This window comes from Xanthomonas arboricola pv. juglandis (assembly GCF_001013475.1).
GTDB classification, from domain to species: domain Bacteria; phylum Pseudomonadota; class Gammaproteobacteria; order Xanthomonadales; family Xanthomonadaceae; genus Xanthomonas; species Xanthomonas arboricola.
The window spans coordinates 122,348-139,222 of record NZ_JZEF01000001.1; the positions used below are offsets into that span (position 1 = coordinate 122,348).

The 16,875-nt window shown below is 66.7% G+C and carries 18 protein-coding genes; 6 read left to right on the forward strand and 12 right to left on the reverse strand.

Annotated features, from left to right (window positions below):
- Positions 1–32: 32 nt before the first annotated feature.
- From XARJCFBP2528_RS00465 to XARJCFBP2528_RS00480, 4 genes are all read right to left on the reverse strand, one after another.
- A complete protein-coding gene (locus tag XARJCFBP2528_RS00465) occupies positions 33–830 on the reverse strand; it encodes a M15 family metallopeptidase (RefSeq protein ID WP_047124173.1) in 798 nt (265 codons plus the stop codon).
- Between the two features lie 155 nt (positions 831–985).
- Positions 986–1,165: a type II toxin-antitoxin system antitoxin gene (locus tag XARJCFBP2528_RS00470; RefSeq protein ID WP_039519966.1), complete on the reverse strand. Its 180-nt coding sequence runs from the start codon at positions 1,163–1,165 to the stop codon at positions 986–988.
- Positions 1,162–1,446, reverse strand: a complete 285-nt coding sequence (locus XARJCFBP2528_RS00475) for a hypothetical protein (RefSeq protein WP_016901699.1) — start codon at positions 1,444–1,446, stop codon at positions 1,162–1,164. The genes XARJCFBP2528_RS00470 and XARJCFBP2528_RS00475 overlap by 4 nt, the downstream gene beginning before the upstream one ends.
- 9 nt (positions 1,447–1,455) lie before the next feature.
- A complete protein-coding gene (locus XARJCFBP2528_RS00480; protein ID WP_016901700.1) occupies positions 1,456–2,325 on the reverse strand; it encodes an SPFH domain-containing protein in 870 nt (289 codons plus the stop codon).
- A gap of 127 nt (positions 2,326–2,452) precedes the next feature.
- Between XARJCFBP2528_RS00480 and purT the strand changes: the two genes are divergently transcribed.
- Entirely contained in the window at positions 2,453–3,652 is a 1,200-nt protein-coding gene (gene purT, locus XARJCFBP2528_RS00485; RefSeq protein WP_047124174.1) for a formate-dependent phosphoribosylglycinamide formyltransferase, read from the forward strand.
- A gap of 107 nt (positions 3,653–3,759) precedes the next feature.
- On the opposite strand, the gene XARJCFBP2528_RS00490 is transcribed toward purT, so the two are convergent.
- Positions 3,760–4,989 carry an endonuclease/exonuclease/phosphatase family protein gene (locus tag XARJCFBP2528_RS00490; RefSeq protein ID WP_230582088.1) on the reverse strand — a complete coding sequence of 410 codons (1,230 nt, stop codon included), beginning with the start codon at positions 4,987–4,989 and terminating at the stop codon, positions 3,760–3,762.
- A gap of 52 nt (positions 4,990–5,041) precedes the next feature.
- Complete coding sequence (locus XARJCFBP2528_RS00495) at positions 5,042–5,956, reverse strand: arginyltransferase (protein ID WP_026064146.1); 915 nt, start codon at positions 5,954–5,956, stop codon at positions 5,042–5,044.
- Between XARJCFBP2528_RS00495 and XARJCFBP2528_RS00500 the strand changes: the two genes are divergently transcribed.
- A complete protein-coding gene (locus tag XARJCFBP2528_RS00500; RefSeq protein ID WP_016901704.1) occupies positions 5,847–6,584 on the forward strand; it encodes an EF-hand domain-containing protein in 738 nt (245 codons plus the stop codon). The two genes, XARJCFBP2528_RS00495 and XARJCFBP2528_RS00500, sit on opposite strands and share 110 nt — an antisense overlap.
- Before the next feature lie 186 nt (positions 6,585–6,770).
- Here XARJCFBP2528_RS00500 and XARJCFBP2528_RS00505 read toward each other — a convergent pair whose 3' ends face one another.
- The 4 genes from XARJCFBP2528_RS00505 to XARJCFBP2528_RS00520 form a co-directional block, all read right to left on the reverse strand.
- On the reverse strand, positions 6,771–7,964 hold the full coding sequence (locus XARJCFBP2528_RS00505; protein ID WP_016901705.1) for an RNA polymerase sigma factor: 1,194 nt from the start codon (positions 7,962–7,964) through the stop codon (positions 6,771–6,773).
- 99 nt (positions 7,965–8,063) lie between these two features.
- The gene (locus XARJCFBP2528_RS00510; RefSeq protein ID WP_016901706.1) at positions 8,064–8,573 is read right to left on the reverse strand and encodes a putative signal transducing protein; all 510 of its coding nucleotides are present in this window, start codon (positions 8,571–8,573) and stop codon (positions 8,064–8,066) included.
- Between the two features lie 148 nt (positions 8,574–8,721).
- Positions 8,722–9,636, reverse strand: coding sequence for an acyl-CoA thioesterase II (gene tesB / locus XARJCFBP2528_RS00515; protein WP_016901707.1), 915 nt, complete (start codon positions 9,634–9,636; stop codon positions 8,722–8,724).
- Between the two features lie 71 nt (positions 9,637–9,707).
- Entirely contained in the window at positions 9,708–10,478 is a 771-nt protein-coding gene (locus XARJCFBP2528_RS00520; protein WP_016901708.1) for an enoyl-CoA hydratase/isomerase family protein, read from the reverse strand.
- A gap of 53 nt (positions 10,479–10,531) precedes the next feature.
- On the opposite strand from XARJCFBP2528_RS00520, the gene XARJCFBP2528_RS00525 reads away from it, so the two are divergent.
- Positions 10,532–10,972 (forward strand): copper chaperone PCu(A)C, encoded by a 441-nt coding sequence (locus XARJCFBP2528_RS00525; protein ID WP_016901709.1) that lies wholly within the window; start codon positions 10,532–10,534, stop codon positions 10,970–10,972.
- Positions 10,973–11,238: 266 nt separating this feature from the next.
- On the opposite strand, the gene XARJCFBP2528_RS00530 is transcribed toward XARJCFBP2528_RS00525, so the two are convergent.
- Both XARJCFBP2528_RS00530 and uvrA read right to left on the reverse strand, forming a co-directional pair.
- Positions 11,239–11,646 carry an acyl-CoA thioesterase gene (locus XARJCFBP2528_RS00530; RefSeq protein ID WP_016901710.1) on the reverse strand — a complete coding sequence of 136 codons (408 nt, stop codon included), beginning with the start codon at positions 11,644–11,646 and terminating at the stop codon, positions 11,239–11,241.
- A complete protein-coding gene (uvrA, locus tag XARJCFBP2528_RS00535; RefSeq protein ID WP_016901711.1) occupies positions 11,646–14,612 on the reverse strand; it encodes an excinuclease ABC subunit UvrA in 2,967 nt (988 codons plus the stop codon). Before uvrA ends, XARJCFBP2528_RS00530 begins: the two co-directional genes overlap by 1 nt.
- Positions 14,613–14,903: 291 nt before the next feature.
- Between uvrA and rplU the strand changes: the two genes are divergently transcribed.
- From rplU to obgE, 3 genes are all read left to right on the forward strand, one after another.
- Positions 14,904–15,224 carry a 50S ribosomal protein L21 gene (rplU, locus tag XARJCFBP2528_RS00540; RefSeq protein ID WP_016901712.1) on the forward strand — a complete coding sequence of 107 codons (321 nt, stop codon included), beginning with the start codon at positions 14,904–14,906 and terminating at the stop codon, positions 15,222–15,224.
- Between the two features lie 12 nt (positions 15,225–15,236).
- Complete coding sequence (rpmA, locus tag XARJCFBP2528_RS00545; protein WP_010365804.1) at positions 15,237–15,497, forward strand: 50S ribosomal protein L27; 261 nt, start codon at positions 15,237–15,239, stop codon at positions 15,495–15,497.
- A 250-nt stretch (positions 15,498–15,747) separates the two neighbouring features.
- Positions 15,748–16,797: a GTPase ObgE gene (obgE, locus tag XARJCFBP2528_RS00550; protein ID WP_016901714.1), complete on the forward strand. Its 1,050-nt coding sequence runs from the start codon at positions 15,748–15,750 to the stop codon at positions 16,795–16,797.
- The last annotated feature ends 78 nt before the right edge of the window (positions 16,798–16,875 follow it).

Sequence of the window (16,875 nt, forward strand, 5' to 3'; positions counted from 1 at the left end):
GATTGCGCGGTGCGTGCAGCTTGCCGCGCGCATTACGCCGCCGACCAACGCCAGTGCCAGGGCTCGTAGATGATGCCGTAGGGATTGTCGCGCGGATAACTCAGCCGGTAGCCAAAGCGATCCGCGTTGTCGCGCAGCCACGCGAAGGCCGGCGTGGTCTCGAAGGATTCTTCCACCGGCGGCTCGCCGGGCGTGCCGATATCCAGTGCATCGCCGCTGTGGTGTTCGCTGAAGCCGGGCGCGGTGTTGACTGTCATGATCTGCGGCACCGTCAGTCCGCGCGCCAGCTTGCGTTCGAAGATCGCCAGTTGGTAATCGTGGCTGCGATAGCCGGACAACGCATCCAGCAGCACGCCTGCGCGTGCAGCGTCGGCCCGCATCTGTCGCCATGCACGGCTTGCGCCGGCGCTGAGCCACAACGGACGCGCAAAACGATCGCGTCCGGCAAAGTGCAGGGCAGCAGGTTCGGCCACCAGGCTCAGCCCGGTCTGCCGTGGATACGCCTCCACGTCGATTTCCAGTTGCGCCAGCCGCTGCTGCACGTCGCTGACCGGCAACAGCGTGTTCGTACGGTCCGATGCACGCCCGCCTGGCAGTTCCAGCAGCGCCAGTGCCTCGTCCAGCCCCGGCTCGTACGCCAGTCGCGGGATCAGCGGCATCACGCCCTGCGGCAGATGCGCGGCCAGGTGGCGCCCGTCGCGCTTGCGCCGCAGCAGCCAGTCGGCCTGTGCCAGCACGCGTGCATCCGCATTGCCGCGCGCGCGCAGCAGGTCTGCCGGCCACAGTTCGATGGTGCGTGTGTTGAGGAGCAGACGTGGAGAATTGCGCATCCACGCAGCTTAGCGGGTGCTACGTGAGGGCTGCCAGTCCGTAGCGGCGCGAACGCTTGCCTGCAGCGATAAAGATGCTCCGCTGAGCGGCGGCGGGGCGGATGCATGCGAGCGGAAGCTGATCCGTTCTGACGATTACTCACGCCTGTGCTTGTTCAAGCGCTGGCGTCTTTGTCGCCCTGCGGCTTCGGCAGGCGCCCGGCCTTGCGTAGCGCATCGCGCAGCACGTATTCGATCTGCGCGTTGAGGCTGCGCAGTTCGTCGTCGGCCCAGCGCTGCGCGGCGGCCAGCACGTCGGCGTTGATGCGCAGCGGATAGGCCTTCTTCTCGCTCACTCGCGCTCCTGGCGGCCGCTGTGGCGGCGCAGGTGCATCACCATCGACACGATCAACACATTCACGCCGACGAGCATGCCGATCACCACCGCGTAGATGCCGGCGCGGTTGTCGCCGGCCCAGTACAGGCAGGCAGCACCGATCAGGATGACCAGGCTGATCAGGGCCCAGCGCAGCCCCAGGCCGCGCGCGCGGTCGTCGTCGTCCGCACCGATGGAGGCGGCGATTGCCAACGCAGGCAAGCCGGAAAGCGCGACGACCAACGGCACCATGACATTCATTGCATCACCTCAATACAGCGAGCCGGCGTTGACCACCGGTTGGGTACCGCGATCAGAACACAACACGGTGAGCAGGTTGCTGACCATGTGCGCCTTGCGCTCTTCGTCCAACTGCACCACGCCGTTTTTCTGCAGCTCGGCCAGCGCCATTTCGACCATGCCCACCGCACCGGCGACGATGCGCGTGCGTGCGGCGATCACCGCATTGGCCTGCTGGCGTTGCAGCATGGCCTGGGCGATTTCCGGCGCGTAGGCCAGGTGACTGATGCGCGCTTCGATCACGTCCACGCCGGCCTGGGTCAGGCGCTCGTCCAGATGGCGCTTGAGCTGTTCGCTGATTTCGGCCGGATGGCTGCGCAGCGAGATCTGATCGTCTTCGTGCTGGTCGTACGGGTAGCTGGTGGCCATCGCGCGCAGCGCCGCTTCGGACTGGATATGCACGAAGCTTTCGTAATCGTCGACGTTGTAGACCGCCTCGGAGGCATCCAGCACCTGCCACACGATGACCGCGGCGATCTCGATCGGGCTGCCGTCCAGTTCGTTGACCTTGAGCCGGCCGCTCTCGAAGTTGCGCACGCGCTGGCTGACCCGGCGCTTGGCATAGAAGGGGCTGTTCCAGCGCAGGCCCGGGTCCTTGACCGTGCCGACGTACTTGCCGAACAGGCTCAGCACCGCCGCCTGGTTCGGCTCCAGCGTGTACAGGCCGGCCAGCATGAAGATGCCCGCCGCCACCACCAACAGCGCAATCAGGAACCCGGCTGGAGTCGGGCTGCCGGCCGCCAGGGTCGTGAGAATGAACCAGGCGGCGCCCGCGAACGCGGCGCCAGCGGCGAGGATGACCGGGATGCCCGGCAGTGAGCTGATCGGCTTCTCTTTCATGAGGTGGGTGTCCTTAGGGAGTTCAAAAAAGATATCAAAGTGATATCAGTTGATGCAAGTCGCGCAGCCGGCGGCCATGGTGACGGCCCGTTAGAATGGCGGCCCCCTCCCGATCTGGACTGCGCTCATGACTACTCTCGGCACGCCGTTGTCGCCTTCCGCCACCCGCGTGTTGTTGCTGGGCTCGGGCGAGCTGGGCAAGGAAGTGGCGATCGAATTGCAGCGCTTCGGGGTGGAAGTGATCGCCGCCGATCGCTATGCCAACGCGCCGGCGATGCAGGTCGCGCACCGTTCGCACGTGCTGGACATGCTCGATCCCCAGGCGCTGCGCGCGCTGATCGCCCAGGAGCAGCCGCATCTGATCGTGCCGGAGATCGAGGCGATCCATACCGAAACGCTGCTCGCACTGGAGCGGGAGCAGGGCCAGCGGGTCATCCCGACCGCGCGCGCCGCACGCCTGACCATGGACCGCGAGGGCATCCGTCGCCTGGCTGCCGGAACGCTGGGCCTGCCGACCTCGCCGTATCGCTTCGTCGACACGGCTGCCGAGTATCGCGAGGCGATCGCCGCGGTGGGCCTGCCGTGCGTGGTCAAGCCGGTGATGTCGTCCTCGGGCAAGGGCCAGAGCACCTTGCGCAGCGAGGCGGACATCGATGCGGCCTGGGATTACGCGCAGACCGGCGGACGTGCCGGTGCCGGCCGCTGCATCGTCGAGGGCTTCATCGACTTCGATTACGAGATCACCTTGTTGACCGTACGGCACGCCGGTGGCACCTCGTTCTGCGACCCGATCGGGCATTGGCAGAAGGACGGCGATTACCGCGAGAGCTGGCAGCCGCAGCCGATGTCAGCGGCCGCTTTGCAGCGCTCGCAGCAGATCGCGCAGGCCATCACCGACGACCTGGGCGGTCTGGGTCTGTTCGGCGTGGAGTTGTTCGTCAAGGGCGACGAGGTCTGGTTCAGCGAGGTCTCACCGCGCCCGCACGACACCGGCCTGGTCACGCTGGTCTCGCAGGAGCTGAGCGAATTCGCCCTACACGCACGCGCGATTCTCGGCCTGCCGGTCGGTGCGGAAAACGGCGGCGTGATCCGTCAGAGTGGCCCCTCGGCCTCGTGCGCGCTGCTGGCGCACGGTCACGGCGTGCCGGTCTTCGACGATGTTGCGCAGGCCTTGCGTGACCCGGGCACCGCACTGCGCCTGTTCGGCAAGCCGCGCGTGGACGGTCACCGCCGCGTCGGCGTCACGCTGGCGCGTGCGGACAGCATCGACGCCGCGCGCGAGAAGGCGCGGGTAGCCGCAGAGGCAGTGCAGATCCAGCTGGACTGAGCGCTGCGCGGGTCATGGCGCGGTTGCGGCAACCAGCCGCAATCGCACCACAACACAAGCAACCACCCGACGCGTCAAATCCCCAATCCCGAATCACCGCTGCCGAATCACCGCCCCCCAGCCACATCCACCCAAACCGCATGGTGATCGCTGCCATCGGCGATCGCCGCTTCCGGGGTGGTGCTGGCGGGCCAGAAGATGCCGCTGCCGACCAGGGTGAACTGGCGCGAAGGCAGCACGTAGTCCAGCCGCATCGTGCCCGCCTGCGGCCCGAAGTCGCCGGTCACCTGGTGCGGGTCGCCCGCATGTGCAATGCCTTGCGCGGCGTACTCAGCAGTTTTTTCCGGGCCGCCTGCACTCTGCGGCGTGGGGTACTGCAGCACCCGCGGGTGCGTGATCAAGGCGCGGATTGCATCGTGCCGGCCGGCGCCGTCGACCGGGTCGTTATTGAGGTCGCCGAGAATGACGAAGCGCGCATCGGCGGGCAGCCCGCCGCAGCGGCCTTGGTCGTCGCACAGCCAGCTGGCGTCCTTGGGATTGTCCAGATACTCGCGCCATAGCCGCAGCTCGTCGTGGTTGCGGGCGACGTTGCGCTTCTCGGCGCCATCGAACACCGGCGGGGTGGGGTGCGAGACCAGCGCGTGCACCACACCGAGCGGCGTGCGCACCGGCACGTCCCAATGCGATTTGGACGACAGCCGCAGCTGCGCCCAGATCGCGTCGCGATAGAACGCTTGTTTGCTGGACGGGTCGGTCGGGCGCAGCGCACCCGGCAGCGCGCTCCATTTCAGCAACTGGAAACTGCGCACCGCCTGCGTGTCGATCGGGTAGCGCGACAGCACCAGCATGCCGTACTGGCCGGGATGCAATCCGTAACCCCAGGCATCGTTGCCGCGGGTGCGGCCATCGCCACCGACGCTGCCGTTGTTGTCCAGATCCAGGCCGCTCGGCACGCCGGTATTGACCGGGGCCAGGTAGCGATACGGATAGCGCAACGCTTCGCCGCCGCCCGGCTGGGCAACCTGCAGATAGCGCTGCTGGAACAGATCGGCGGCGCGGTGCTCGGGGTCGAAGTCGAACTCGTTGAGCAGCACCAGATCCGGACGCACCCGCTGCAGCACCGCGGCGATCTTGCGCGCATGCGCGCTGTCGCCCTGCAGTTCGCGCACCAGGCCGCCGGCCTGATCCGAATACAGCGAGGTGTTGTAGGTCGCGATGCGCAACTGGGCCGGCGCGGAGGCGGCAGTTGCCTTGGCGCTCGTATCCGGAGAGGTCGCCTGATGTGCGCAGGCGGCGCAGAGCGCGGTCAGCGCAAGCAGTAAGAGAGGTCTGATCATCGCGACATTCTCGCATGTGCAAGACGACAGCCCGATGTCGTCCCGGCGTGGTTCAAACTTCCGGTGCAGCGGCAGGAAGCCCGCGCCATTGGCGGCCGTCGTAGGCCTCCAGCGCGCTGAAGCGGCGCTTGTAGTTCATCTTGGCATGGCCGTCGATCCAGTAGCCCAGATACACATGCGCGCGGCGCTCGCGTTGCGCCCACTGGATCTGCTGCAGGATCGCAAAGGTGCCCAGGCTGCGCGCAGTGGCATCCGGTGCGTAGAACGTATAGACCGCCGACAACGCATGCTCGGTGACATCGGTGACCGCAACGGCGAGCAGCCGCCCCGGCGCGTGCGCCAGTGCGGGTTCGCGGATTTCCAGGAAGCGTCCATGCGACCAGCCGCCGATCAGGAACTGGTCGAATTCGGTGGCACCATGCTCGTCCATGCCGCCGCCGGGATGGCGGTGCTTGAGGTACTGCCGGTACAACGCGAGTTGTTCGTCGGTGCGCTCGGCAGCGACCACGCGCACCACCAGGTCCTGGTTGCGCGCCAGGCAACGGCGCTGGCTGCGATCGGGCCGGAACGCATCCACCGCGATGCGCACCGGCACGCAGGCGCGGCAACGTTCGCAGTGCGGCCGGTAGACCAGATCGCCGGAGCGACGGAATCCCCATGCCAAGGCCTGCGGATAGATCGCACCCAGACGCGGGTCGTGCGGATCCAGCACCAGGTCGCGCGCGCGGCGCTCGGACCAGTAGCCACAGGCATGCTCGCCGGTCTGGAACAGGCGCAGGTCGTCATGGGTGTCGGCGTGGATGGCCATGGCGTCAGGATAGCGCCTGCGCGTCGCAACAGCGGCGACTGTCCGCCGGATGAATACGCCCGGTTGCCGCGTCAACGCGCGCGCCGATGGCTCGTTGATGTGGGTGTTGGTGGCAGCGCACGGTGGATCCGGATGCGCCACCCACGCGATGCGGCCCATGCAGGTGCCGCGTGTGGTTCCCACATTCCAGGAGTTTCTCATGACGTCTCGCAAACCGTTTCTCGCACTGGCCGTGCTGGCTGCCCTGTCCACCGGCGCGGTGTTCGCCGCTCCGCCTGCCGCCGGCGATGCGCCGCGTCCTGCCAAACTCGACAAGAACGGCGATGGCGTGATCGATCGCAGCGAGGCCGCTGCCGACCCCAGGCTGGCCGCACAGTTCGACACGCTGGACACCAACAAGGACGGCAAGCTGTCGCGCGATGAGCGCCCGCATCATCGCGGCCCGGGCCGCGGTGGACGTGGCGAATGGCTGAGCAAGCTCGACACCAACAAGGACGGCCGCATCAGCCGCGAAGAAGCCAAGGCCGACCCCAAGTTCGCCGCGCGCTTCGATGAGATGGATATCAACAAGGACGGCTTTGTCGATCGCGCCGACCGTGAGCTGCGCATGCAGCAGCATCGCGACGCGTGGTTTGCCAAGGCCGATACCGACAAGGACGGCAAGCTGAGCAAGGCCGAGTTCGATGCCGCATCCAAGCAGCGTGGCGAGCATGGCCGCTGGGGTCAGGGCGAGCATGGCGATCACGGCAAGCGTCCAATGCCGGCCAAGCCTGCCGCGGGCAACTGAGTTCATCCAGTCGCTTACCCGGTCGCAGTGCTGCGACCGGGGCAGCGCTGTCGTCATACGCAGCATGTAAACCGCAACACGCAACAAGGCGCCGATCGACCAACGGCCTCCCGCGCAAGCAGGAGGCCGTTTTTGTTGACTGGAATGGTCGCACTTGCTGCATGCGGCGATGGCGCCACGCCGGGATCAGAGCATCCCCAGCTTCATGTAGTGCCGCACGATGGGCAGCATGACCGCCGCCGTGCTCACCAGCATCGCGCCCGGGCTGAACATGCAGCGATACAGCAGCGGTGCTCGCGTGGTGCCGCGTCGTTGCGCATCGCGTTCCAGCATCGGGCGCATGACGCGTGGCAGCACCCGGATGGATTGGTAGTTGAGCACCGCCATGCCTGCGCCCAGCAACAGCAGCGACGTCCATGCGCCGGCATCCAGGCGTTTGAGCAGCAGCGTGCTGCCCACCACCAGCACCGACGTCAGCGTGGTGATGTGCAGGAAACGACGAATCGCCGCTGCTTCGGCGGCGGTCTGCGCAAAGCGCAGCAGATACCAGCACGACCAGTACGTACCGACGCCGGCAACCAGCACGGCGCCGGCGGCGAACAGCGATGGCAGGCCGAGCCAGAGGCTTAGTGCACCGGCCGCGCTACCCCCGCCCAGTGCCGAGCCGGTCAGCCCGCTCACGCCTAATTTGCCCGCGCCCCCCATGCCGGTCAGCACGATGGCCGCGCTCGCGGTACCCGGCGCGGCCAGCAGGGTTGCCGAGGTCACCGCAGTGGCAAAGGCCACACTGGGCGCACTGCCACGGGCGAACTCGCCGAACCGGCGCAGCAGCTCGCCGCGCACGCTGGCACGTGCCCGCGACAGGCGCTTGCGCACGGCTGCATCGCTCAGCCCGAGCAGCGAGGCAACCTGCCGCGAACTCTGGCCTTCGCGATAAAACAGCAGCAGCGTCTCGCGGCTCTCTTCGGGCAATGCAGAAATGATGTCGAGCGCGGCGATTTCTTCTTCCACCTGCAGCAACTGGTCGGTGGGCGAGGGGGCCGGGTCGGCGGCCATCGCGATCGCCAGGTCCGCCGCTTCGCCGCTGAGCGCGCGATGCCGGTTGGCGCGCAGCCAGTCGCGCGCCAGGTTGCGGGTGATCTGCCGCAGCCACGGCAGGAAGCTGGCCGGCTGATGCAGCTGCGCCAGCCGCTGCCAGGCGCGCAGGAAGGCTTCCTGGGCGATGTCTTCGCTGGCGGCGATATCGCGGGTGATCGCCAGTGCGATGGCGGTCACCGTGTTCTGGCAGGCGCGCACGATGCGGCCGTAGGCCTGCTGGCAGCCGGCTGCGGCGACCGGCAATTCGCGTTGCAACATCAGGTCCAGCGTGTCGGTGTGCATCTGCGCAATCCATGTCCTGGTCCCAGCATGACGCAGGCGAGCAGCGGATGTGACCGAGGCGATGGCGGTGGCATCTGGCGCACCGCCGGGTGGCTGCGCTCAGCGCGCCGGCTGGATCCGTACACGCACTTCGTCGTCCTCTGCGGCGGGCGGTGCGGTGGTGGCGGGCGCTGGCTGCGCTGCCGGCGGTGCCACTGGCCTGGCCGCATCCGGGGCATTGCGATGGCGCAGCACCACGAACATGGCGACCGCGCCGATCACCAGCAGCAGCACCAGCCGGATGCGCCAGGCCCAGCTGCGCGCATTGGTGCTCGAGCCGTTTTCGCCGTCGCGGAAGGTGTACTCCACATTCGGCAGATCGCGGCGGGTGGTGTCGAGCAGGCGTGCGTCGCGCAGCAGATCGCGGGCGCGCGGCTGGTCGTCGGCGTGCACGATCCACACCGTGGGGTAGGCCTGGGCGTTGCCCTGTTCGAGATAGCTGAACTGGCCGCTGCGCTTGCTCTCGTAGGAGCGGCCGTTGCTCATGCGCACGTCGATACCGGCGTTGCGCAGGAGATCGGCCACGCCTTCGGCGGTTTCGATACGTTGACTGCTGAAGATCTTGCGCATGCTTAAGGAATGCCAGCGATTGCCGAGCAGGGCGCGCTGCGAATGCGCTTGCTCGAGCTGAAAGAAAGGAGCGGCAAGGACGTCGATCCAGGCCGGAAAGTGCAGGCGGCCATCAGCATGCCTGCGCGCGACGAACGCGGTGCAGCAATCAACATGGCGAGTCGTTTGCCGGCACCGCGATCGCGCTGCCGTCGGGTACCACGCGGATCAGGCCTTCCTGGGTGGTGCTGGCGACCAGCACGCCATCGCGGGTGAAGAACTGCCCGCGCGCCAGGCCGCGCGAGCCCTGTGCGGTGGGGCTGTCGAGTGAGTACAGCAGCCAGTCGTCGGTGCGGAACGGGCGGTGGAACCACAGCGCGTGATCGAGCGAGGCCATCTGCACATTCGGCGTGTAGTAGCTGATGCCGTGCGGAAAGGTGGAGGTGCCCAGCAGCTGAAAATCCGAGGCATAGGCCAGCAAGGCCTGGTGCAGGCCGACGTCGTCGCCGACCGGGTCGCTCAGGCGCAGCCACATCTGCTGGAACGGCGGGCGCTTGGGCGGCTTGAGTTCGTCGCGCGGAAATACATGGCGAAACTCGAACGGGCCGCCACGCGACAGCCAGCGCTGCACCTTGGCAGGCAGTTTCTCCAGCACCTCCGCCGCCAGCGGCGGGGTGGGTTCGATGTCTTCGGGCGGCGGCACCACCGGCATCGCGGACTGGTGTTCGGCGCCGTCTTCGCGCTGCTGGAACGAGGCCGCGCAGAAGAAGATCACCTTGCCATGCTGGATCGCAGTGACCCGGCGCACCGAAAAACTGCCGCCATCGCGGGTGCGATCGACGTCGTAGACGATCGGGTGGTCGATATTGCCGGCGCGCAGGAAATAGGCATGCAGGGAGTGCGCCTGGCGGCCGTTGTCCACGGTGGCCTGCGCGGCGGCCAGCGCCTGGCCCAGCACCTGTCCGCCGAACACGTACTTGGTGCCGATATCGCGGCTCTGGCCGCGGAACAGGTTGTCTTCCAAGCGCTCCAGCGACAGCAGGCTGATCAGTTCGGAGACGACGGGTTCGGCAGTGGCGGACAAGGGGCTGGCCTGGGCATGCGACGGACCGCGATTATAGCGGGCCGCCCCCTGCGCGCCGTGCGGGAGCGGCGTCAGGCCTTCTGCAGCCGCGCCACCAGTCCGTGCAAGGCGGCTTGCGCATCCGGCGCGTACCAGCCGTCGATGAAGCGCTCCAGCTGGATCAGCTCGGGCGCCAGCGCCGCGCGCAGATCGGCGCGGGCAATCGCGCGCGTGGCCAGCATCGGCTGGCGCGGCAGCTGCTGCAGATCCTGCAGCCAGGCCACCGCGCGGGCGGTGACCAACTCGCCATCGACCAGTTCGTCGACCAGGCCGATCGTGACCGCCTGCTCGGCCGGCAGCAGCTGCCCGGAGATCAGCAGGCGCTCGGCGCGGTGCGCGCCGACCACGCGGCGCAACAGGCGCTGGATGCCTTCCGGCGCGGCCAGGCCCACCTGCACCTCGTTCAAGCCGATCGCATAAGGCTTGGCGGTATCGGCGCTGCGCGCCATCACCCGGTAGTCGCAGCACAGTGCCAGCACGCAGCCGCCGGCCGGCGCATGCCCGCCGATGGCCGCAACCACCGGCACGCGGCTGTTGGCCAGCGCCTGCGCGGCCTCGAAGAAGGCCGTCCAGCTGGCCAGCAACGCGGCGCGGTTGGTGCCATGCGCCAGCAGGTGCGGCACGTCCATGCCACCGGAAAAGATCCGCTCGCTGCCCGACAGCACGATGCCGTCGGTTTCCTCGCCGGCCTGCTGCACCGCAACGCTCAGGGCCTGGCACAGCGCGCTGTCCAGTGCATTGACCGGCGGGCGCGCCAGACGGATTTCGCGAAGACGGCCATGGTCTAAGATCTGGATGCTCATTCGGGGCTCCTGGAGGTTGGGTCATGATAGACGGCAGTCGAAACAGGCAGCGCATGTGCGGACGCGTGCTGCTCGGTGCATGGGTGATGCTGGCAAGTGCAGGCGCTGGCGCGCAGTGCCTGCCCGAGTTCAAGGGTGGCTGGATCCGCATTCCGCCACCCGGTGGCATGGGCATGGCAGCGGGCTTCGGGCAGTTCCACAATGGCTGTGCGCAGCCGTCGAAGGTCACCGCGGCCAAGAGCAGCGCGTTTGCCGATGTGTCCATCCACGAGACCACGCAAACCAACGGCGTCAGCCGCATGCGCGCGGTGCCGGAGCTGGCGTTGCCGGCCGGCAAGTCGGTGCCGCTTGCGCCGGGCGGCCTGCATCTGATGCTGATGGAAGCGCGTGCGCCGCTGCAGGAAGGCGCGCAGGTGCCGGTGACCTTTACCTTGCAGGATGGCCGCGAGATCAAGACCACGCTGCAGGCGCGCAAGCGCGCGCCGGGTTCGTAAGCGCGCGCAGTGCGTGGCTGAGCGAGGCTGCAGCCTGCAGGTTGCAGTTCTTGCCGAGCCCACTGCGCGATGTTGCCGACCAAACGCAACGCGTGGTGGCAAGCAGGCAGGCTGCCACTTCACTGTGTCGGTCCGGTCTCGATCACGCGGCCTGTCGGTGGTAGCGCGCAGCGGCAGGACAGGATCGCTGCAAACAACAACGGCGGCTCCCGGAAGAGCCGCCGTCGTCTTATGGCGCTGGAGATCCAGCGCGCAACTGGCAAATCTCAGCTGCTGGCGGCGCGTACCGCGTCCGGCAGCGATGCGCTCTTGCCGGTCTGCGTATCGATCCACACCACCACCACGTTGCCATCGGAATACAGCACGCCCTCGTCCTTCTGGTCGAGGATGCGGTGGCCGATGGTGATGCTGCTGCTGCCCAGCCGCTCGACGAACAGTTCCACCAGGATGTCGTTCGGCCACACCAGCGGGCGCTTGTAGTTGACGTTGGTGGCCGCAACCACCGGCGCGATGCGGTCGGTCATCGCCACGCCTTCAACGCCCAGCATCCAGCGCACGCGCGCTTCCTCCAGATACGAAATGTACTTGGCGTTGTTGACATGGCCCATGCTGTCCATGTCGCGCCAGCGCACGCTGATCGGGATGCGTGCCAACACCTTGTGCTCTTCGCTCATCAGCTTGCCTTCTTCTTTGCGGTTTTCTTGGTGGCGGACTTGGCGACTTTCGCCACCTTCTCCGGTTTGACCTTGCGTGGCGGGCGCGCATCGGGCTTGTTGGCCATCGCCGCCGGCCGGGTCTCGCGCGCCTTCACCGACGGCAGCATCTTGGCCAGGAACTGCCCGGTGTAGGACGCCTTGTGCGCAGCCACATCTTCCGGCGTGCCGGAGACCAGGATGCTGCCGCCGCGATGGCCGCCTTCCGGGCCCAGATCCACGATCCAGTCGGCGGTCTTGATCACGTCCAGATTGTGTTCGATCACCACCACCGTGTTGCCCTCGTCGCGCAGCTTGTGCAGCACGCCGAGCAGCGCTTCGATGTCGTGGAAGTGCAGGCCGGTGGTCGGCTCGTCGAGGATGTACAGGGTGCGTCCGGTATCGCGGCGCGACAGCTCCTTGGACAACTTGACGCGTTGCGCCTCGCCGCCGGACAGCGTGGTCGCGCTCTGGCCCAGCTTGATGTAACTCAGGCCCACATCCACCAGGGTTTCCAGCTTGCGCGCGATCGACGGCACCGGCTCGAACAGCCGCAGCGCGTCCTCGACGGTCATCTGCAGCACGTCGCTGATGTTGAAGCCCTTGTAGCGGATCTCCAGCGTCTCGCGGTTGTAGCGCTTGCCGTGGCAGACATCGCAGGGCACGTAGACGTCGGGCAGGAAGTGCATCTCCACCTTGATCAGGCCATCGCCCTGGCAGGCCTCGCAGCGGCCGCCGCGTACGTTGAAGCTGAAACGACCCGGCGAATAGCCGCGCGCGCGCGCTTCCGGCACCTGCGCGAACAACTCGCGCAACGGGGTGAACATGCCGGTGTAGGTGGCCGGATTGGAGCGCGGCGTGCGCCCGATCGGCGACTGGTCGATATCCACGACCTTGTCGAACAGATCCAGATTCTCCACCTCGCGATGCGCGGCCACCGGATGCGAGGCGCCGTTGATCTCGTTGGCGGCCAGCGAGAACAAGGTGTCGTTGATCAGCGTGGACTTGCCCGAGCCGGACACGCCGGTGATGCAGGTCAACAGGCCTGCCGGAATATCCAGGTCGACATTCTTCAGGTTGTTGCCGGTCGCCCCGCGCAGATGCAGCATCATCTTCGGGTTGGGCTTGTGGCGCTGCTTGGGAATCTCGATGCGGCGCTTGCCCGACAGGTATTGGCCGGTCAGCGAGCCGGGCGCATCCAGGATGTCCTGCAACGAGCCTTGCGCGCAGATTTCGCCACCGTGCACGCCGGCGCCGGGGCCGATGTCCAGCACGTAATCGGCCAGGCGGATCGCGTCTTCGTCATGCTCGACGACGATGACGGTATTGCCCAGATCGCGCAGCCGCGTCAGCGTGCCGAGCAGGCGTTCGTTGTCGCGCTGATGCAGGCCGATCGACGGCTCGTCCAGCACATACATCACCCCGACCAGGCCGGCGCCGATCTGGCTGGCCAGCCGGATGCGCTGCGCCTCGCCACCGGACAAGGTATCGGCCTTGCGTTCCAGGGTCAGGTAATCCAGGCCCACGTCGACCAGGAAGCCCAGCCGCTCGCCGATCTCCTTGACGATCTTGCTGGCGATCTCGCCACGCCAGCCCGGCAGTGACAAGCCGCGGAAAAAGCTCAGCGCCTCGTTGACCGGCAGCACCACCAGCTCGGGCAGCGGGCGGTCGGCGACGAACACGTTGCGCGCGGCACGATTCAGGCGCGTGCCGTTGCAGGCCGGGCAGGGCTGCTGGCTGACGTATTTGGTCAGCTCTTCGCGCACGGCTGGAGACTCGGTTTCGCGGTAGCGGCGTTCCAGGTTCGGCAGGATGCCCTCGAAACGGTGCTTGCGGGTGGTGCGCCCGCCCGCGTCGGTGAAGTAGGTGAAACTGATCACCTCATCGCCGCTGCCGAACAGCACCGCCTGGCGCACCTTGGCCGGCAGCGTGTTCCACACCGCGTCCACGTCGAACTTGTAGTGCTTGGCCAGCGAGGCGATCAGCTGGAAATAATAGGCATTGCGCCGATCCCAGCCGCGCACCGCGCCGGCCGACAGCGACAGCTCCGGATGCACCACGACGCGATCCGGGTCGAAGAACTCGGCCACGCCCAGGCCGTCGCAGCTGGGGCAGGCGCCCACCGGTGCGTTGAACGAAAACAGCCGCGGTTCCAGCTCCGGCAGCGAGTAATCGCAGACCGGGCAGCTGTACTTGGACGAGAACAGGTGCGGGGCCGCGGCCGGGTCGTCCAGCGACTGCACCGCGACCATGCCTTCGCCGAGCTTGAGCGCAGTCTCGAAACTTTCCGCCAGCCGTTGCTTGATGTCTTCGCGCGGACGGAAGCGGTCGATCACCGCCTCGATGGTGTGCTTCTGGCGCAGCGCCAGCGGCGGCACCGCGTCGATCTCGTACAGCTCGCCGTCCACGCGCACGCGCACAAAGCCCTGCGCGCGCAGTTGCTCGAACACCTGCGCATGCTCGCCCTTGCGTTCGCGGATCACCGGCGCCAGCAGCATGTAACGCTGCTCCTGGTCCTGCGTGAGCATGTGGTCAACCATCTGGCTGACGGTCTGCGCCTCCAGCGGGAAGCCGTGGTCCGGGCAGCGCGGCTGACCGACGCGCGCGTACAGCAGTCGCAGGTAGTCGTAGATCTCGGTGATCGTACCGACCGTGGAGCGCGGGTTGTGCGAGGTCGATTTCTGTTCGATCGAAATCGCCGGGGACAGGCCTTCGATGTGGTCCAGGTCCGGCTTTTCCATCACGCTGAGGAACTGGCGCGCATACGCCGACAGCGACTCGACGTAGCGGCGCTGGCCTTCTGCATAGATGGTGTCGAACGCCAACGACGACTTGCCCGAGCCGGACAGGCCGGTGATCACGATCAGTTTGTCGCGAGGCAGGTCGAGGTCGATGTTCTTGAGGTTGTGCGTCCGCGCGCCGCGGATGCGGATGAAATCCATCGCCATGGGGGATCCGATGTCGGGCCGGCGAACCGGCAGTGGTGCGAGCGTGCTCAGCAGGAATGAGTGGCAGTCGATCAGCCTACCCGCCGACCTAGGTGAGGGCAATTGCCCCAAATGCCAGTCTGACCGGGCGCCTGTGGCGGCCGGATGATGCGTTGCACGGGTGGATCGGGCGGGGCCACGACTGGCTGGCCGGCAGGTTGACCCCAAACCCCGCCAGCCCGTACAATTCCGCTCCTGTCTGCCCTAGGGCACGTCAGTGCGACCATAATAACTACAGAGGAAAACCTGGTCATGTACGCAGTTCTGGTAACCGGCGGTAAGCAATACCGCGTCGCGCAGGGCGAAACGCTCCGCGTGGAAAAGCTCGAAGTCGAAGCTGGCAACGAGATCAAGTTCGACACCGTCCTGATGTTGGGCGATAGCGATGGCATCAAGCTGGGCGATGCGCTGAAGGGCGCCTCGGTCACCGCCAAGGTCGTGGCCCACGGCCGCGCCGACAAGGTGCGCATCATCAAGTTCCGTCGCCGCAAGCACCACATGAAGCGTCAGGGACACCGTCAGTACTACACCGAAATCGAGATCACCGGCATCGCCGGTGGCGATAAGAAGTAAGGAGAACCAGTCATGGCACACAAAAAAGGCGTAGGTTCCTCGCGCAACGGTCGCGATTCCAACCCGAAGTATCTGGGTGTGAAGATCTTCGGTGGCCAGGCCATCGATGCCGGCAACATCATCGTGCGTCAGCGTGGCACCCAGTTCCATCCGGGCGCCGGCGTCGGCCTCGGCCGTGACCACACCCTGTTCGCGCTGGTCGACGGCAAGGTGGAGTTCTCGGTCAAGGGTGCGAAGAAGCGTCGTACCGTCAGCGTGGTTGCCGAGGCGTAATCGCCCGTTCCATGCAGGCCAGTCCGTCAGGCATCCATGCCTGGCGGACGAGACGGAAAGCCCCGCTTTTGCGGGGTTTTTCGTTTGACGGCCGGGAGTGGGAAATAGGGAATCGGGAATCGGAAAAGCCGGCTCCTGGTTTCTTCTCGCTCTTTGCTGTCTTGCTGGTGAGTGCGCTCGCCGGCAAGGGTCAGGCTGGTTTCTTTGGCCGATTCCCTATTCCCCATTCCCAATTCCCGGTTGCAAGCTCATGAAGTTAGTCGACGAAGCAGAAATCCTGGTCAGTGCCGGCAATGGCGGCAATGGCTGTGTCGGCTTTCGCCGCGAGAAGTTCATCCCGCTCGGTGGGCCCGATGGTGGCGACGGCGGTAACGGCGGCAGCGTGTGGATCGTGGCCGACGAGAACGTCAATACGCTGGTCGACTTCCGGCATGAGCGGACCTTCAAGGCGCAGCGCGGCGAGAACGGCATGGGTCGCCAGGCCTACGGCAAGGGCGGCGAAGACCGCATCATCGTGGTGCCGGTCGGCACCGTGGTGATGAACGTGCAGACCGACGAAGTCATCGGCGACCTGACCCAGCATGGCGATCGCCTGCTGGTGGCCAAGGGCGGCAAGGGCGGCCTGGGCAACATGCATTTCAAGAGCTCGGTCAACCGTGCGCCGCGCCAGTCCACCACCGGTGAAGAGGGCGAGGAGCGGTTGCTCAAGCTGGAGCTGAAGCTGCTGGCCGATGTTGGCCTGCTGGGCTTTCCCAATGCGGGCAAGAGCACCCTGATCCGCGCGGTGTCCTCGGCAACCCCGAAGGTGGCCGATTACCCGTTCACCACCCTGTACCCGAATCTGGGCGTGGTCAGCGTCGAGGCGTATCGCAGCTTCGTCATCGCCGACGTGCCGGGCCTGATCGAGGGCGCGGCCGACGGTGCCGGGCTGGGCACGCAGTTCCTGCGCCATCTGCAGCGCACCCGTCTGCTGCTGCATCTGGTGGACATTTCGCCGATGGATGGTGGGGTGGAGGCGTCGCCGGTGGATCAGGTGCGCACCATCGAGCGCGAGCTGGAGCGCCACGATCCCGAGTTGCTGAAGAAGCCGCGCTGGCTGGTGCTCAACAAGGCCGACCTGATGTTCGAGGACGAGGCGCGCGCTGCGGCCGAGACGATCGTGGCCGAACTCGGCTGGACCGCGCCGTGGTATCTGGTCTCGGCGCTGGGCCGCGATGGCACCTTCCCGATCATGAAGGACATCATGGCGTTCTTCGACCGGCAGCGCGAGGACGAGCTCGAGGCGCGCAATGCCGGCTGAGCGCATGCGCAGGCACACAAAAAACCCGGCCAAGGCCGGGTTTTTCTATGCCACCGCAGGCCAGGCCTGCGGTGATGC

Bases quoted from the DNA above. Each gene is read 5' to 3' on its own strand.
- XARJCFBP2528_RS00500 (WP_016901704.1), top strand. From the start codon at position 5,847: ATGAATACGCCCGGTTGCCGCGTCAACGCGCGCGCCGATGGCTCGTTG.
- XARJCFBP2528_RS00525 (WP_016901709.1), top strand. From the start codon at position 10,532: ATGTGCGGACGCGTGCTGCTCGGTGCATGGGTGATGCTGGCAAGTGCA.
- rplU (WP_016901712.1), top strand. From the start codon at position 14,904: ATGTACGCAGTTCTGGTAACCGGCGGTAAGCAATACCGCGTCGCGCAG.
- uvrA (WP_016901711.1), bottom strand. From the start codon at position 14,612: ATGGCGATGGATTTCATCCGCATCCGCGGCGCGCGGACGCACAACCTC.
- XARJCFBP2528_RS00495 (WP_026064146.1), bottom strand. From the start codon at position 5,956: ATGGGCCGCATCGCGTGGGTGGCGCATCCGGATCCACCGTGCGCTGCC.
- XARJCFBP2528_RS00480 (WP_016901700.1), bottom strand. From the start codon at position 2,325: ATGAAAGAGAAGCCGATCAGCTCACTGCCGGGCATCCCGGTCATCCTC.
- XARJCFBP2528_RS00520 (WP_016901708.1), bottom strand. From the start codon at position 10,478: ATGAGCATCCAGATCTTAGACCATGGCCGTCTTCGCGAAATCCGTCTG.
- rpmA (WP_010365804.1), top strand. From the start codon at position 15,237: ATGGCACACAAAAAAGGCGTAGGTTCCTCGCGCAACGGTCGCGATTCC.
- XARJCFBP2528_RS00505 (WP_016901705.1), bottom strand. From the start codon at position 7,964: ATGCACACCGACACGCTGGACCTGATGTTGCAACGCGAATTGCCGGTC.
- XARJCFBP2528_RS00530 (WP_016901710.1), bottom strand. From the start codon at position 11,646: ATGAGCGAAGAGCACAAGGTGTTGGCACGCATCCCGATCAGCGTGCGC.
- XARJCFBP2528_RS00490 (WP_230582088.1), bottom strand. From the start codon at position 4,989: ATGATCAGACCTCTCTTACTGCTTGCGCTGACCGCGCTCTGCGCCGCC.
- XARJCFBP2528_RS00465 (WP_047124173.1), bottom strand. From the start codon at position 830: ATGCGCAATTCTCCACGTCTGCTCCTCAACACACGCACCATCGAACTG.
- XARJCFBP2528_RS00475 (WP_016901699.1), bottom strand. From the start codon at position 1,446: ATGAATGTCATGGTGCCGTTGGTCGTCGCGCTTTCCGGCTTGCCTGCG.
- obgE (WP_016901714.1), top strand. From the start codon at position 15,748: ATGAAGTTAGTCGACGAAGCAGAAATCCTGGTCAGTGCCGGCAATGGC.
- XARJCFBP2528_RS00510 (WP_016901706.1), bottom strand. From the start codon at position 8,573: ATGCGCAAGATCTTCAGCAGTCAACGTATCGAAACCGCCGAAGGCGTG.
- purT (WP_047124174.1), top strand. From the start codon at position 2,453: ATGACTACTCTCGGCACGCCGTTGTCGCCTTCCGCCACCCGCGTGTTG.